This is a genomic window from Streptomyces sp. NPDC006335, assembly GCF_040612795.1.
GTDB lineage: Bacteria > Actinomycetota > Actinomycetes > Streptomycetales > Streptomycetaceae > Streptomyces.
In genome coordinates this window covers 1-15762 of sequence record NZ_JBEXQX010000004.1, presented here as the reverse complement: position 1 = coordinate 15762, position 15762 = coordinate 1, and the positions used below count along the sequence as shown (strand labels likewise).

At 71.9% G+C, this 15762-nt stretch carries 13 protein-coding genes and 1 pseudogene; 12 read left to right on the top strand and 2 right to left on the bottom strand.

Annotated features, from left to right (window positions below; genetic code table 11):
* The first annotated feature begins 78 nt into the window (after positions 1–78).
* Positions 79–1092: a DUF3048 domain-containing protein gene (locus ABZ098_RS13870; protein ID WP_356590574.1), complete on the top strand. Its 1014-nt coding sequence runs from the start codon at positions 79–81 to the stop codon at positions 1090–1092.
* On the opposite strand, the gene ABZ098_RS13865 is transcribed toward ABZ098_RS13870, so the two are convergent.
* Entirely contained in the window at positions 1093–1557 is a 465-nt protein-coding gene (locus tag ABZ098_RS13865) for a MarR family transcriptional regulator (RefSeq protein WP_356590572.1), read from the bottom strand.
* 149 nt (positions 1558–1706) lie between these two features.
* Here ABZ098_RS13865 and ABZ098_RS13860 point away from each other — a divergent pair, with 149 nt between their 5' ends.
* Genes ABZ098_RS13860 through ABZ098_RS13825 form a run of 8 tightly spaced genes read left to right on the top strand, consistent with a single transcriptional unit; the run spans position 1707 to position 9042 of the window.
* A complete protein-coding gene (locus tag ABZ098_RS13860) occupies positions 1707–2462 on the top strand; it encodes a CoA transferase subunit A (RefSeq protein ID WP_356590570.1) in 756 nt (251 codons plus the stop codon).
* Positions 2462–3106: a CoA transferase subunit B gene (locus ABZ098_RS13855; protein ID WP_356590568.1), complete on the top strand. Its 645-nt coding sequence runs from the start codon at positions 2462–2464 to the stop codon at positions 3104–3106. Before ABZ098_RS13860 ends, ABZ098_RS13855 begins: the two co-directional genes overlap by 1 nt.
* Positions 3103–4305, top strand: coding sequence for a thiolase family protein (locus ABZ098_RS13850; protein WP_356590566.1), 1203 nt, complete (start codon positions 3103–3105; stop codon positions 4303–4305). Before ABZ098_RS13855 ends, ABZ098_RS13850 begins: the two co-directional genes overlap by 4 nt.
* Positions 4306–4357: 52 nt before the next feature.
* Positions 4358–5131, top strand: a complete 774-nt coding sequence (gene pcaH / locus ABZ098_RS13845; RefSeq protein ID WP_356590564.1) for a protocatechuate 3,4-dioxygenase subunit beta — start codon at positions 4358–4360, stop codon at positions 5129–5131.
* A gap of 6 nt (positions 5132–5137) precedes the next feature.
* Positions 5138–5743 carry a protocatechuate 3,4-dioxygenase subunit alpha gene (gene pcaG / locus ABZ098_RS13840; RefSeq protein ID WP_356590562.1) on the top strand — a complete coding sequence of 202 codons (606 nt, stop codon included), beginning with the start codon at positions 5138–5140 and terminating at the stop codon, positions 5741–5743.
* Positions 5740–7083 carry a 3-carboxy-cis,cis-muconate cycloisomerase gene (gene pcaB, locus ABZ098_RS13835; RefSeq protein ID WP_356590560.1) on the top strand — a complete coding sequence of 448 codons (1344 nt, stop codon included), beginning with the start codon at positions 5740–5742 and terminating at the stop codon, positions 7081–7083. Before pcaG ends, pcaB begins: the two co-directional genes overlap by 4 nt.
* Positions 7080–8201, top strand: coding sequence for a 3-oxoadipate enol-lactonase (pcaD, locus tag ABZ098_RS13830; RefSeq protein WP_356590558.1), 1122 nt, complete (start codon positions 7080–7082; stop codon positions 8199–8201). Before pcaB ends, pcaD begins: the two co-directional genes overlap by 4 nt.
* A 49-nt stretch (positions 8202–8250) precedes the next feature.
* Positions 8251–9042, top strand: a complete 792-nt coding sequence (locus ABZ098_RS13825; protein ID WP_356590556.1) for an SDR family NAD(P)-dependent oxidoreductase — start codon at positions 8251–8253, stop codon at positions 9040–9042.
* A 58-nt stretch (positions 9043–9100) separates the two neighbouring features.
* On the opposite strand, the pseudogene ABZ098_RS13820 reads toward ABZ098_RS13825, so the two are convergent.
* Positions 9101–11768 (bottom strand): annotated as a pseudogene (locus ABZ098_RS13820) (AAA family ATPase).
* Between the two features lie 213 nt (positions 11769–11981).
* On the opposite strand from ABZ098_RS13820, the gene ABZ098_RS13815 reads away from it, so the two are divergent.
* From ABZ098_RS13815 to ABZ098_RS13805, 3 genes are all read left to right on the top strand, one after another.
* Complete coding sequence (locus ABZ098_RS13815) at positions 11982–12485, top strand: N-acetyltransferase (protein ID WP_356590554.1); 504 nt, start codon at positions 11982–11984, stop codon at positions 12483–12485.
* An 826-nt stretch (positions 12486–13311) separates the two neighbouring features.
* Positions 13312–14436, top strand: coding sequence for an alpha/beta fold hydrolase (locus ABZ098_RS13810; RefSeq protein WP_356590552.1), 1125 nt, complete (start codon positions 13312–13314; stop codon positions 14434–14436).
* Positions 14437–14623: 187 nt separating this feature from the next.
* Positions 14624–15622, top strand: a complete 999-nt coding sequence (locus ABZ098_RS13805) for a DUF2510 domain-containing protein (RefSeq protein WP_356590550.1) — start codon at positions 14624–14626, stop codon at positions 15620–15622.
* Positions 15623–15762 lie beyond the last annotated feature (140 nt).

Below are 15762 nucleotides of genomic sequence, written 5' to 3'. Positions count from 1 at the left end.
TCAGAAACGGACGGGTATGGCCAGCAATGAACTTATAAGCGCACAATCAGAAACACGAGACGGGCGGGCATGGTGGGCATGGTGGGTACGGAGCAAAGGGCGCGCACGCGACGCGCCCGTACGGCGGCGGCACTGCTGACCGTCACGGGCATCTTCGCCGCGGGCTGCACGGGACACGGCACCCCCGTCCCGTCCGACGACGGGCGCGGACAGTTCCGCACGGCACGACCGGACACTTCGGCACCGGGCACACCGGATCCGAGCGGGAAGACCCGCCGTCCCTCCGTGCTCGCCGTGAAGATCGACAACGTGCGGGCGGCGCGCCCGCAGACCGGCCTCGACTCCGCCGACGTCGTCTACGCCGAGCAGGTCGAGGGCGGGCTCAGCCGCCTCATGGCGGTGTACGCGACGAAGCTGCCGAAGGCGGTCGGCCCCGTGCGCAGCGCCCGGGAGTCTGACCTGGAGCTGCTGCGGCAGTTCGACGACCCGACGCTCGCCTTCTCGGGCGCCCAGGGCAAGCTGATGCCCCTGATCAACGGGGCGCCCTTGAACGCCCGGACCCCCGAGAAGGCGGCCGACGCCTACTTCCGCGGCACCGACAAGGCCATCCCGCACAACCTCTACCTGCGCCCCGAGCGCCTGGTGCCCGCCACACCGGGCGCGGCCGCGCTGACGACCGGTTTCCGCTACGGCCCCGCGCCGGCCGGCGGCAGCAGGACCGCCTCGGAGACGGTCCGTTTCCCGGCCGCCCGCTTCACCTTCACCTGGTCGCAGAACCGGGAGCGCTGGCTGGTCTCGATGGACGGCGCACCGGACGTGACGGCCGACGGGAAGCGGCTGGCCCCGGCCACGGTCGTCGTGCAGTACGTGAAGGTCCGCAAGTCCGCCTTCCACGACTTCCTCGGCAACAACACGCCGTACACGGTGACGGTGGGCTCGGGGAAGGCGAAGGTGCTGCGCGACGGCCGCGCCTTCGACGTGGACTGGAAGCGGGCGAAGCCCACGGACGGCACGGATTTCACCACGAAGGACGGCTCCCCGGTGAACTTCGCCGAGGGTCAGGTGTGGGTCGTCTTCGTGAAGGCGTCCTGATCAGGACCGGCCGACGAGGGGTTCCGCGGGATTGCGGAGCCCCTCCGCCGCATCCGCGACCCGGCGGATCAGCTCGAAGAAATGGTGCTGTTCGTCGTCGGAGAGCGGGGCCAGGAAGACCTGGTTCATCCGGGCGGTGCGCACGGTCAGCTTGCGGTGGGTGCGTACTCCGTCCTCGGTCAGGCGCAGCAGGAAGCGGCGGCCGTCCTGGGGGTCGCGGACCTTGTCGAGCAGTCCGCGCCGGCCGAGCCGGCTGATGACCTCGGCGATGGTGGACCGGTCGAGGCCCACCCGCTCCCCCACGGTGCGCTGGTCGAGCCCCGGCTCGGCGACGAGCGCGTTCAGGACCGCGAACTGGGGCGAGGTGATCTCCTCGGAGACCATCGTGTTCCACAGCAGGTAGTGCGCCTGCTGGAGCCGCCGGGCGAGGTGCCCGGGGTGGGTGGTGAGGTCCACCGCGGCCATGTGCGCTCCCGAGTCAGGTGGGCGGGTGTTTTTGGTTGGTGCACTGAAGAGTAGTGAGCCTTGACGCCAGGCTGCCACAGTGGCAGCTTAAGAGAAACCTCGCATAAATACTCAGTGCACTGAGCACTTGGAGAGATGGGGCTACGCGGATGGACAAGGTGGTCGCCACGGCCCGGGAGGCGGTGGCCGATGTGCCGGAGGGCGCGTCGCTCGCCGTGGGCGGATTCGGGCTGAGCGGTGTGCCGAACGTGCTCATCCAGGCCCTGTACGAGCAGGGCACAGGCTCCCTGTCGGTGGTCTCCAACAACTGCGGGGCGATGGAGTCGGGCCTCGCGGTCCTGCTCGCGGCCGGGCGGATCGCCCGGGTGACCGGCTCCTACATCGGCGCCAACAAGGAGTTCGCCCGCCAGTACCTGGCCGGCGAGCTGGAGGTCGAGATGATCCCGCAGGGCACGCTCGCCGAGCGGCTGCGGGCGGGCGGCGCCGGGATCCCCGCGTTCTTCACCCCGGCCGGCGTGGGCACCCAGGTCGCCGACGGCGGACTGCCCTGGCGCTACGACGGCTCCGGCGGGGTCGCGCTGGCCTCCCCGCCGAAGGAGGTCCGCGAGTTCGACGGCACGGAATACGTCCTGGAGCGCGGGATCCGCACGGACTTCGCGCTGGTCCGGGCGGCTCGCGGTGACCGGCACGGCAACCTGGTCTTCAACAAGTCCACCCGGAACTTCAACCCCCTCGCGGCGATGGCGGGCAAGGTGACGATCGCTGAGGTGGAGGAGCTGGTGGAGCCCGGCGAGATCGACCCGGACGCGGTGCATCTGCCGGGGATCTTCGTGCAGCGGGTGGTGGCCCTGACACCGGAGCAGGCCGCCGACAAGCGGATCGAGCAGCGGACGGTGAGCCGGTAATGGCCTGGACCCGGGAACAGATGGCCGCGCGGACCGCGCGCGAGCTCCAGGACGGTCAGTACGTCAACCTCGGCATCGGACTGCCGACGCTGATCCCCAACTACCTCCCCGAGGACGTCGAGGTGATCCTCGAGTCCGAGAACGGCATCCTGGGCACCGGCCCCTACCCCACCGAGGACCAGGTCGACCCCGACCTGATCAACGCGGGCAAGGAGACCGTCACCGTGCTGCCGGGGGCGTCCTTCTTCGACTCGGCGCTCTCCTTCGGGATGATTCGGGGCGGCCACATCGACGTGGCCGTGCTGGGCGCCATGCAGGTGTCCGAGACCGGCGACCTGGCCAACTGGGCCATCCCCGGCAAGCTGATCACCGGGATCGGCGGGGCGATGGACCTGGTCCACGGCGCCCGTACGGTCATCGTGGTGATGACGCACACCGCCAAGGACGGCTCGCCCAAGATCCTCACCCAGTGCGCGCTGCCGCTGACCGGCAAGGCGTGCGTGAACCGGATCATCACCGACCTCGGCGTCCTGGACGTCACCGAGGACGGTCTGGTGCTGGTCGAGACGGCACCCGGGGTGAGTGTCGAGGAGATCACCGCCAAGACCGACGCCAAGCTGACCGTCGCGGAGGGCCTGAAGTGAAGAACGTCTACATCGTCGACGCGGTCCGCACCCCGGTCGGCCGCTACAACGGCGGACTGGCCTCGGTGCGCCCGGACGACCTGGGCGCCCACGCGATCCGTGAACTGCTCGGCCGTACGCCCGACTTGGACCCTTCCCGCATCGAGGACGTGTACTTCGGCAACGCCAACGGCGCGGGCGAGGAGAACCGGAACGTGGGCCGGATGGCCGCGCTGCTGGCGGGCCTTCCCACCTCGGTTCCGGGCGTGACCGTCAACCGCTTGTGCGCGTCGGGTCTGGAGGCGGTGATCCAGGCGGCCCGCGCGATCGCGCTCGGCGACGCCTCCGTCGCCGTCGCCGGTGGTGTGGAGTCGATGACCAGGGCGCCGTACGTGCTGCCCAAGTCCGACAAGCCGTTCCCGGCCGGGCACGCAGAGCTGTACTCGACCACGCTGGGCTGGCGCATGGTCAACCCGAGGATGGAGCCGCAGTGGACGATCCCGCTGGGCGAGTCGGCCGAGCTGATCGCGGACAAGCACAAGATCACGCGTGAGCAACAGGACGAGTTCGCACTGCACAGCCACCAGAAGGCGGCCAAGGCGCAGGGCGAGGGTCTCTTCGACGTGGAGCTCGCCCCCGTCACCATCCCGCGGCGCAAGGGCGACCCGGTCGTCTTCGCCACCGACGAGTGCGTACGGCCGGACGCCTCACTGGAGGCGATGGCGAGGCTGAAGCCGTCGTTCCGCAAGGACGGTGGGACAGTCACCGCGGGCAACGCGTCACCTTTGAACGACGGTGCCGCGGCTCTGCTGCTCGTCGACGACGAAGGCCTCGCCGCGACCGGTCGCGAGCCGCTGGCGCGCATCTCCGCGACCGGGGTCCACGCGCTGGACCCGCACTACTTCGGGCTCGCCCCCGTCGAGGCGGTCAACCGGGCACTCGCCAAGGCAGGCAAGAAGTTTGACGACCTGTCAGTGCTTGAGCTGAACGAGGCCTTCGCCGCGCAGGTGCTCGGATGTGTCGCCGAGTGGCCCGAGTTCGATCCGGCGATCCTCAATCCGCAGGGCGGCGCGATCGCGCTCGGGCATCCGCTGGGTGCGTCGGGAGCCCGGCTCGCGGGAACGGTTGCTCATCAACTCGCCCGCAAGGGCAGTGGGGTTGGAGTGGCCACGCTGTGTATCGGTGTGGGTCAAGGGCTTGCCCTTGTGCTTGAGCGATAAGAGCTTCGTTTCGCCTTCGATGAGAACGTCAGAATCCCCCAGGAAGTCCCTCATGACTCTCACCCAGCACGACATCGACCGGGAAATCGCCGCCGAGCACGCCGCCTACGAGAAGCGGCTCGCCGACGGCGGCCCCGTCGAGCACCAGCCGCGCCGCGACTACGCGCCCTACCGCTCCTCGGTGCTGCGGCACCCGAAACAGCCGCCGATCGCCATCGACGTCTCCAAGGACCCGGAGCTGGTGGAGCTGCACTCGCCCGCCTTCGGGGAGCGGGACATCACCGAGATCGACAACGACCTGACCCGGCAGCACACCGGAGAGCCGATCGGTGAGCGGATCACCGTCGAGGGACGGCTCCTGGACCGCGACGGCCGTCCGCTGCGCGGGCAGTTGGTCGAGATCTGGCAGGCGAACTCGGCCGGCCGCTACGCCCACCAGCGCGAGCAGCACGACGCCCCGCTGGACCCGAACTTCACCGGCGTCGGCCGCACGCTGACCGACGACAACGGCTGCTACCGCTTCACGACCGTCCAGCCGGGCCCGTACCCGTGGCGCCAGCACGTCAACGCCTGGCGGCCGGCCCACATCCACTTCTCGATCTTCGGCACGGCGTTCACCCAGCGGCTCGTGACGCAGATGTACTTCCCGAGCGACCCGCTGTTCCCCTACGACCCGATCATCCAGTCGGTGACGGACGACGCGGCCCGCCAACGGCTCGTCGCCACGTACGACCACAGCCTGTCCGTGCCGGAGTTCTCGATGGGCTACCACTGGGACATCGTGCTCGACGGACCGCAGGCCACCTGGATCGAAGAAGGACGCTGACCAGCCATGACGAAGATCGACACCAGCCGTCCGGAGACCGTGCTGCCGACCCCGTCGCACACGGTGGGCCCCTTCTACGGCCACGCCCTGCCCTTCCCGGGCGGCGGCGACATCGCGCCCGTCGGCCACCCGGACACCCTCACCCTCCAGGGCTACATCTCCGACGGCGAGGGCAATCCGCTGCCCGACGCCTTCGTGGAGCTGTGGAGCGCCGACCCCGACGGCAACATCCCCCAGGTCGACGGTTCGATCCGGCGCGACCCCGCGAGCGGCGGCTACCTGGGCCGCAACGGCGTGGAGTTCACCGGCTGGGGCCGTATCCAGACCGATGCCAACGGCCACTGGACCGCGCGGACCCTGCGGCCGGGCGCGCGCGGGCACAGCGCCCCGTACATCAGCGTGTGCGTCTTCGCGCGCGGGCTGCTGGTGCACCTGTACACCCGGATCTACCTGCCGGACGACGAGGCGGCCCTGACCGCGGATCCGCTGCTGGCCCGGGTGCCGGCGGAGCGGCGCGACACGCTGATCGCACGCCGGCAGGGCGATGGCACCTACCGTTTCGACATCCGCCTTCAGGGCGAAGGCGAAACGGTCTTCCTGGAGTTCCAGTGACTTCTCCCGATCCGGACACCGGCCCGGACACCGGTCTGCTCGCCCCCGGGTGGGCGGGCTCCCCCGCCGCCGCGGCGACCTCAGACGGTGCCTACCTCCAGGCGCTGCTGGACGCGGAGGCCGCACTGACCCGGGCGCAGGCCCGCTCGGGGCTGGCCCCGGACGGGGCGGCGGACGCGGTGACCGAGGCGGCCGACGCCCGCCGGTTCGACGCACGGTCCCTCGCCGACCGTGCGCGCGTCGGCGGCAACCCCGTCATCCCCCTGGTCGCCGATCTCACCGAGGCGGTCGGCGAGGAGTACGGCCCGTACGTCCACCGGGGCGCCACCAGCCAGGACGTCCTGGACACGGCGACGATGCTGGTGGCGGCCCGCACTCTCGACCTCGTGTCGGCGGACCTCGACCGCGTCCAGGCCGCCCTGGCCCGGCTCGCCGCCGATCACCGCGACACCGCGATGCCGGGGCGGACCCTCACCCAGCACGCCGTACCGACGACGTTCGGCCTCAAGGCGGCCGGGTGGCGTTCGCTGGTACTCGACGCCCGGGACCGGGTAGCGGTCGTGCGCGGCTGCCTTCCCGTCCAACTCGGCGGCGCCGCCGGGACATTGGCGGCCTTCACGGCGTACGGCGCCGAGGACACCCAGGCCCTGACGGCGGCCTTCGCCGCGGAGCTCGGGCTCAAGGCACCGGTGCTCCCCTGGCACACCCTGCGCACCCCGGTCGCCGATCTCGCCGGCTGCCTGGCCTTCACCGCCGGAGCGCTGGGCAAGATCGCCGCGGATGTCCTCGTGCTCGGCCGGACCGAGATCGCCGAGGTCGCGGAGGGCAGCGGGGGCGGCTCCTCCGCCATGCCGCACAAGGCGAACCCCGTACGGTCCACGCTGATCGCGGCCGCCGCCCGGCGCGCGCCCCAGCTCGCGGCCACGCTGTACGGCTCGCTGGCCGCCGAGGACGAGCGGCCGGCCGGAGCCTGGCACGCCGAGTGGGAGCCGCTCAGGGACCTGCTGCGGCTGGTCGGCGGAGCCGCGCGGGGCGCCGCCGAACTGACCGAGGGGCTGCGGGTCCACGCCGACACCATGCGTGAACACCTCGACCTCACCCACGGGTTGATCGTCTCCGAGCGGCTGTCCGCCGAGCTGGCCCCCGTGCTGGGCCGCGCCCGCGCCAAGGCACTGCTGACACAGCTCGCCGAGCGGACGTACACCGAAGGGGCGTCGCTCGGTGAACTCCTCTCCCGGGAGCCCGAGTTGAAGGACATCGACCTCGACGAGCTCACCGATCCCGCCCGCTACACCGGCTCCGCCGGTGCCCTCACCGACCGTGCTCTGGAGCGACGTTGACCGTGAAACTCCTCAACCACCGCGCCGAGGGCCCCGCCTCCGCTCCCCCGCTGCTGCTCGGACCGTCGCTGGGGACGTCGTACGCCCTGTGGGACAAGGTGGCGCCCGAGCTGTCCATCAGCCACCGCGTGGTCCGCTGGGACCTGCCCGGGCACGGCGGCTCGGCGGCCGACCTGATCGAGCCCGGCGCGACGGTCGGCGACCTCGCCGACCTGGTGCTGGCGCTCGCCGACTCGCTCGGCATCGAGCGGTTCGGGTACGCGGGGGTGTCGCTCGGTGGGGCGGTGGGTCTGCACCTGGCCGTGCATCACCCGGAGCGCGTCGAGTCGCTGGCGGTGATCTGCTCCTCGGCCCACTTCAACGGCAGCAAGCCGTGGGAGGAGAGGGCCGAGCGGGTCCGCCGAGAGGGCATGGCGTGGCTGCTGGAGAGCGCGAACTCCCGTTGGTTCGCCGGTGACTTCACCGTGCCGGAGCTCGTACGGGACCACGCCGAGGCCGATCCTCAGGCGTACGCGGCCTGCTGTGACGCCCTGGCCTCCTTCGACCTGCGCGACCGGCTGGCCGGGATCTTGGCGCCGACCCTGCTGATCGCGGGGCGCCAGGACCCGGCGACCCCGCCGCCCCATCTGCGGGAGATCGCCGACGCGGTGCCGCGCGCCACCCTCGTCGAGCTCCCGGGGGCCTCGCACCTGGCCCCGGCACAGTGCCCGGAAGCCGTCCTCACCGCTCTGCGCACGCATCTCGGCGGGGGCGCCAAGCGGGGCATGGAGGTGCGGCGCGAGGTGCTCGGGGATGAACACGTGGACCGGGCGCAGGCCCGGCAGACGCCGTTCACCGCCCGCTTCCAGGACTTCATCTCGCGCTACGCCTGGGGGGAGATCTGGACCGACCCCACGCTCAGCCGCCGCGAGCGCAGCATGATCACCCTGACGGCGCTGGTCGCGCACGGCCACTACGACGAGCTGGCCATGCATGTGCGGGCGGCGCGGCGCAACGGCCTCACGCCGGAGGAGATCGGGGCCGTCCTCCTCCAGACGGCCGTCTACTGCGGGGTACCGGCGGCGAACTCGGCGTTCGCGACGGCCCAGCGGGTGCTGGCGGAGGAGACGGAAGGGTGACCCCGGCAGGGACAGGCACGCGGTCCGACGGTGTGCCTACCGTGGGCTCATGTCGACCATCCTGATCACCGGCGCCACCTCCGGTCTCGGCCGCTACGTCGCCTTCGAACTGGTCCGCTCCGGCCACACCGTCCTCGCCCACGGCCGTGACCCGCGCCGCACCGAGAGCCTGGTGGCGGAGCTGCGGACCGAGGGGGCGGCCGAGGGATTCGTGGCCGACCTCGCCTCCCTGGCCGCGGTGCGCGAGCTGGGAGCCAGGGTCGCCGACGCCCACCCCGAGCTGGACGTCCTGGTCAACAACGCCGGCGTGGGCGCGGGTTCGCCCGGATCGGGCCGTGAGGTGAGCGCGGACGGGCACGAACTGCGGCTGGCGGTGGACTACTTGGCGCCGGTGGCGCTGACCCGGGCCCTGCTTCCGGTGCTGCGGGCGAACACCCCCGCGCGGATCGTCAACGTGGGTTCGGTGGGTCAGGAGCCGATCGACTTCGACGACCCGGAGTTCACCCGCGGCTACGCGGGCTTCGCCGCGTACTGTCGCGCCAAGTTCGCCCTGGCCGCCCACACCTTCGCCCTGGCCGAGGAGTTGGCGGACACGGGGGTCGCGGTCAACGTCCTGCACCCGGCGACCTTCATGGACACGGCAATGGTCAGGGAGGGCGGGGTGGCCCCGTGGTCCACGGTGGCGGACGGAGCTCCCGGGGTGCTCGCCCTGGCCACCCAGAACCGGGGCACGGGCCGCTTCTTCGACGGGACGAGTCCGGCGCGGGCGCACGAGGAGACGTACGACAGCGGGGTGCGAGAGCGCCTGGCGACGCTGACGGACCGACTCCTCGCGGTGTAGCTCCCCAGGGGCGCGGGGAGCCACGCGGCCGGCCCTCGCGGTACGGCGGCGGTACCACTCACCGCAGCCCGCGCCCCGTCTCCAGCACCTCCCTGGCCTGCGCCACCAACCCGTCCGCCCCGCAGGACCGCGCGAGCGCCAGCCCCCGGTTGAGCTCGGCCACGGACCGCGCCGCGATCCCGTACTCGACCCGGGCCGCCGCGTGCTCGTACTGACAAGGCGAGGCCTCCAGATAGGCCACAGCCTGCGCGGCCAACCGCACCGCCCGCTGCCCGGTCTCCAGCGCGGCGGCGCACCTGAGCGCCTCACCGATCGCCGTGTCCGTGCCGAGCCGTTCGGCGTGCCGACGGAGATCCGTGGTCAACTGGGCGGCCCGCACCGGGTCCTCGACGGCGAGCGCCCGCGCGAGGTCCACCGCCCACGGCACCAGCACCGGATTGTGGTGCCCCCGGACCGCCGCCGCCTTCTCCGCCGCGTCCAGTTCGTTGATCCCGTCCTTGGTCCTGCCGACGGCCAACAGCAGCCGCCCGCGCACGGACCGCGGGTCGGGCAGCACGATCGTGGACGGGTACGGCGGCGCGAACCCGTACTGCTCGGCGATCGCCCCCGCCTCCTCGACGTGTCCGCGCGAGCAGCGTGTCGACGAGGTTGCAGGTCGCCGACCAGTACAGCGGCAGTCCGCGCCCGACCCGCTCGGCGAGCCGCAGCGACTCACGCAGGGAGGTCTCCGCCTCCCTCAGCCGGCCGCGCCGACGGTGGCCCAGGCCGACGTAGGCGTGGGCGAGCGCGAGGTGGCCGCCGCTCCAGCCGGCCGTCTCGTAGGTGCGCAGGGCGTCGGTGTACAGGGCCTCGGCGCGGTCGAGCCGGTCCGTGAAGGCGTACGCGCTGGCCAGCATCAGCGGCAGTTCGAGGCCCCACTCGGTGTCGGTCCAGCCGAGTCCGGGGGCGAGGCGGCCGTTGACGAGGGCGCGGTCGCACACCTCGGCGATCTCCTCGGCGCTCTCGCCGCGGGCCATCGCGTCGAAGCCGCGCAGGATGAGCAGGGCCCGCTCGGAGTTGTCCCGGCCGGTGCAGGTGGCGGCCAGGGCGGCGAGGCGCTCGGAGCGTCCCGGGGAGGTGGCCTCGCCCGGGTAGAGCCCCTCCCACGTGTACTGCACGGCCTGGAGGCGGAGCCGGGCCGGGCCCTCCTCGTGCCGGGAGGCCTCCGCCTCGACCGTGCGGACCGCCTCCTCGAGCTGGTTGTTGTGCATGAGCGCCTGGGACAGGCGGATGACGGCGTCCACCCGGGCGGAGCCCTCCAGGCCGGGCATGGCGAGCGCGGTCTGGAGGTGGCCGATGGTCTTGGCGGGGGCGGTCAGGAGGGTGGCGCAGCCGAGTTCGAAGAGCACGCGTGCGTGGACCTCGGGTGTCGGCGGTTCCAGCAGGGCCCGCTCCAGGCAGCGGCGGGCGGCGTCCGGGGCGCCGACGAGGAGGTGTTCGCGGGCGGCCTCGCGCAGCTGCTCGACGAGTTCCTCGTCGTCGTCCGGGTGGACCTGGAGCAGGTGCCGGGAGGCGGCCGCGGCGCCGTGCCCGGAGTCGGTGACGAGTTGGGCGGCGATGCCGTGCATGGCGGTGCGCAGGGCGTCCGGGATGGAGTCGTAGACGGCGGTGGCGATCAGCGGGTGCACGAACTCCAACTCGCCGTCCTCCGCCACGGAATCGGTGAGGATGCGGGCGTTGCGCAGGAGTTCGGCGCAGCGCGCCGCCGTGTCCGGCTTCAGGGTGGCGAGCTTGGCCACCAGGCCGACGGAGATGTCGGTGCCGAGGATCGCGGCCGCCCAGGCGAACCGGGTGGCGTCGATGCCGAGTTCCTCCAGGCGGGCGACGAGTCCGCCGCCGCGGGCCGAGCGGTTCAACTCCCGCAGTTCGTTCGCCGAGCCCTCGGCGGGCTCCATCCCGCTGTCGCGGACCTTGGCGAGGAGTTCGACGGTCTCGTACGGGTTGCCGCCGGTGACGGCCCACACCTCGCGGCAGAACGGGGCGTCGGCGTGCTCGCCGAGGGTCGCGCGGGTGAGTCCCGCGGTGGCCTCCGGGGTGAGGGCGCTGAGGCTGGTGACGGGGCGGCCCGCGGCGCAGGCCACGGTCTCCAGGAGGCGGGCGCTCTCGGTGGTGGCCTCGCCGGGGCGCCGGGCCACCACGACCAGGACGGACAGGTCGTCCAGGCGCTCGGCGAAGGCGGCGAGCCAGCGCAGGGTCTCCTGGTCGGCCCAGTGGGCGTCGTCGACCATCAGCACGAGCGGCCAGTCCCGGCGGGCCAGCCGGCGCACCGCGGCGACCAGTCCGTCGCACACGCCCTGCGGGTCGGCCTGCCGCTCGCCGGGGTCCGCGATGCCGAGGGCGGGGCCGGCGATGTCGTACCAGTCGCCGAGGTACTCGCGGGCCTCCTCGGGCATCAGCGACAGGAGGGCGGGCTGGAGCAGTTGGCGTACGACGTTGAAGGGGACGGACCTGAGGGTCTCGCCGCCGCGGGCGGACCAGACCGTGCAGCCGCGCGCCTCGGCGATGCGGCGGGTCTCGGCCAGCAGGGCCGTCTTGCCGAAGCCGGCCTCGCCGCGGATCAGCAGCACGCTGCCCGAGGACGTGCGGCCCGCGCGCAGGGAGTCGACGGCCCGTTCCACGGCGGCGAGCTCCTCGTCGCGCTCCCACAGCGAGGCCGGGGCGGCCGCAATGGGCCGTACCTCCGTCATCCCGCTACCTCCCCAAGTCGCCCGAACGACGTACAGATCTCGAGCGTAGCCGTCCGGGTGCGGAAGCGGAGGGCGGTCGGGCCAGCTGTTGCCTTGACGGGTGACCTGAGGTACGGGCAGGCGACGCGCCCGCCCCGTGACCTGCCGTCGACCGACCTGACCGACAGTCAGCCGCGGGCCTACAGAGGCCGCTCGCGGTTACGGTCGGGCACCATGAGCTGGCTTCCCGATGACTTCGTCCACCCCGTCCTGGTACCGCTGCCGGGCGGTGGTCATCACCTGCGGCCGATCCGGGAGGCGGACACGCCGCTCGACTATCCGGCTGTGATGGGTTCGCGCGAGCGGTTGTGGACCGTCTTCGGCCCGGCCTGGGGGTGGCCCGCGCCCACCATGACCTACGAGGCCGACCGGGCCGACCTGTTGCGGCACGAGAAGGAGATCGCCGCACACCAGTCCTTCAACTACGCGCTGTTCGACGCGGCGGAGACAGCTCTGCTCGGCTGCGTCTACATCGACCCACCGGAGAGGGTCGGCGCCGATGGCGAGATCTCCTGGTGGGTGGTGGACGAGCTGGTTGGCGGTGAGGTCGAGCAAGCACTCGACGCGTTGGTACCGCAGTGGATCGCCGCCGTCTGGCCGTTCGAGCAGCCGCGCTTCCTCGGCCGCGAGATCTCCTGGTCGGACTGGCTCGCCCTGCCGGAACATCGCGACGCGTAAGCAGCGGGTGTTCGGTGCATGCGAAGAGGGCCTCCTGAACAGCGCGTTGGTGTCGAAGCACCGAGCAGCGGAAGGCCCTGGGTCGCAGTCCTGCGCGCCGATGCCCGTGCGGTCCACCGCGTTCACAGGGCGGCTGTCTGGCTCACCGGTTCGGAAACGCGGCCGACAAGCCCCTGCGTGAGCGTCGGTGTCCGACCGACAGGTCGGACGCGGAGTGGGCCGGGCAAGGCCGTTGCCGCAGGTGCCGGTGGAATCCAAGCTCGTGCTCCTCTCGGCGGCCGGTGCCCGGCGCCGCGCGGAGACGCTGCGGATACTGCCTGAGCTCGAAGCCGCGCTCACCGGACGCATCGGCGCGGACTCCGCCACCGCACTGCGGGCCGCGCTGGAGGAACCGTGGGGGTCCCCGGAGTCGGCGGCTGCGGACGCCGACCTCGCCGCCCGGCAACGCCGTTGCCCCCCGGGTGCAGCGGCCGGCCTCTCCCAACGCGGGGCGGGATCACGAAAGTGCCTTCCAGGCTGGGACATTGAACCCCGTCGAGGAGTTCTGCTGGTCCAAGGCAAAGGCACTTGCGGGCGGAGACCACGGCGAGGCGGATATCTGCGGGAGCCCACTGAGCGGCACGCCGGGCTGACGGGCCGACTGGCTGTCCGACCGCCGACCGGGGGGCTGTCGCCTCTTGGAGAACGACGAGCGGGAGCAGGCCGTCGGCACGGAGAAAGCGCACGTCACGCGACTGGCCCCATGCTGTGGCGCGGACTGTCCCGCGGATCGATCGTGGTCGGGTCAGGGCAACGACGCCCGACCGAACCCATGGAACGGATCCTCATGCCCGTCACCACGCAAGACCACCGGGTACCCCACAAGTCCACCGTCCCCGCGAACGAGGGCGAGCACGTCGAACTCTTCGTGCGGGAGCGCGACGGCACGTCACTTGGCCACCTCGACGAGCGCACGGCCGTCCTGATGCTCCACGGCCGGAGTGTTCCGGTGCTCGCGGGCTGTGATCTCGACTTCAAGTCGTACAGCTGGGCCGATGCGCTGGCGAAGGCCGGTTACGACGTCTTCATGATGGACCTCCAGGGCTCAGGGCTGTCGCCGCGGCCGAAGATGGACGACCCCCGCAACGTCAACCCGGCCCAGCAGCACCTTCTGAAGCCGAGACCTCCGGGTTTCACGCCGGGTCCGCCGAACTATCCGTACCAGCTGACCAACTCGAACAGCGACCGGGACGAGCTGAACACCGTCGTGGAGTGGATCATCCGTGAGCGCGGGGTGAAGAAGGTCGCCTTCATCGGCTGGTCCGCTGCCGCGTTCACGATGGGGCCGTACGCGGTCAAGAACCCGGACAAGGTGTCGAGCCTGTTCCTGCTGGCGCCGATCTTCCCGCCCGAGGGCACGTCGAACGCCCCCGCCACGCTGCCGCTGCCCGGCTTCCCGATGTTCGTGAGCACGAAGGACGGAACCTGGAAGGGGTGGGGCAACGAGGTGCACTGCCCGGGGCAGCGCGAGGACGAGATGCGCGACAAGGTGTGGGACGCGATCATGCAGAGCGACCCGGTGGGCAGCACGTGGGGGCCGGAGGACGAAGGGCTCAATCGCATCAGGAACTTCGTCCGGTGGGGCTGGAACAAGACCACCGCGGCGCAGGGCGGCGTCCTCGGCGGCAGCGTGCCGGTCCTCATCGTCTACGGGGAGTTCGACAGGCAGGCGAACACGTCGAGCGAGGACCCGGAACTCAACTTCTCGGTCCCCGCGCTCTACAACGCCATCGCCGGCGACCACAAGCTGATGGTCAAGCTGGCCTGCGCCGGGCATTCGGTGGTGTGGGAGATGCAGCACAAGAACGTGCACAACCTGTCGAAGCACTGGCTCAAGCACCTGAAGGTCGACGGCAAGTCCCAGGGCGTCTTCGACATGAACACCAACGGCGACATCAGCCCGGCTCCGTAGAACAGCCGAGCCCCCGACCGAGCGAGGACGCTCAGACGGCGGACTCCACTGCCTGGAGCGGCAACGGCGGGCCGCGGCATTGTCCGCGGCCCGCCGGCGCAGTGGCGGTACGCGAGGAATCCCGTCGGCCGGAATCGGCCGACGCCCCTCTCATCCCTCTTTCACCGAGTGCTCATACGGTGGGGGCATGACGCAGGAGACTCCCCCCGGGTGGTACCCCGACCCCGGGCAGACAAGTGACGGTCCCGCCGCCGAGCGCTGGTGGGACGGCAAGGCGTGGACCGAGCGGACCCGGCCCGCCGGATCGGCCGCCGCATGGGGTCCCCCGGAACAGGTCGCGAGCCCCGCGGACGCCGGAATCCACCCGGCCTATCCGCCGTATCCCGCCCAGCCGCCCGCGGGGGCGCGGCGCGGCCGGATGGGCATAGCCGTGGCGGTGGCGGTGGCCGTGGTGGTCCTGGCGAGCATAGGCGTGGGCGTGTACGCGCTGACCGACAGCGGCAAGGGCAACGGCGACTCGGCCACCTCGCAAGGGCCGGGCGGCCCCGGCGGGACGGGCGGCCAGGGCGGGCCTTTCGGTGGCAACGGCGGCTCCGGAGGGTCCGGAGGGTCCGGGGATCCGTCGCCCTCCCCCCGGGGGTCCGAGGCGCCGAAGATCGAGAGCGGTTCGGTGACCGACTCGATCGACGGGATCAGCCTGCCCATCCCGGACGGCTGGTACGGCCAGGAGATCTCGGCCGGCGCGTCCGTGACCTCGAACGACTCCTACGCCTGCCCCGGCGACACCTCCGAGAAGTGCACGAAGGGCGGTGCCTACTCGGCGCCCGCGCTGGCGCTGGGCACCAAGGGCGGCACGGCCGAGGCGGTCGCCAAGGCCGACATCGAGGCGAACGCCGAGCAGTCCTACGGCGGCAAGACCTACGGTTCGATCACCTCGCACGACGTGCTCGACTCCGGGGCGGTGACCGTGGCCGGGCAGAAGGGCTACCGGGTCCGCTGGAAGGCGGTCACCAGCAAGGGATCCGACGGTTATGTCGAGTCCCTGGCCTTCCCGTCCCCGGCGAACCCGCAGCAGATCGTCGTGGTGCGCTTCGGTGTCGACGTCGAACAGGGCCAGAGCGTGATCGACGACATCACCAAGGGGATCAAGGTGTCGACGGGCGGCGGCAGCGGCCAGGACGTCTGACGCCCGCCCCCGGACACCGATCGCCCCCGGGCACCTGTCGGCCGGGTGGGGCGCCTCTCCGCTCGAGAGGAACCCCACCCGCCGAGGCCGTCCGGAAGTCGGCCACGAGCTGGTGCGCGTACTCGTCCTCAGGACCTAGA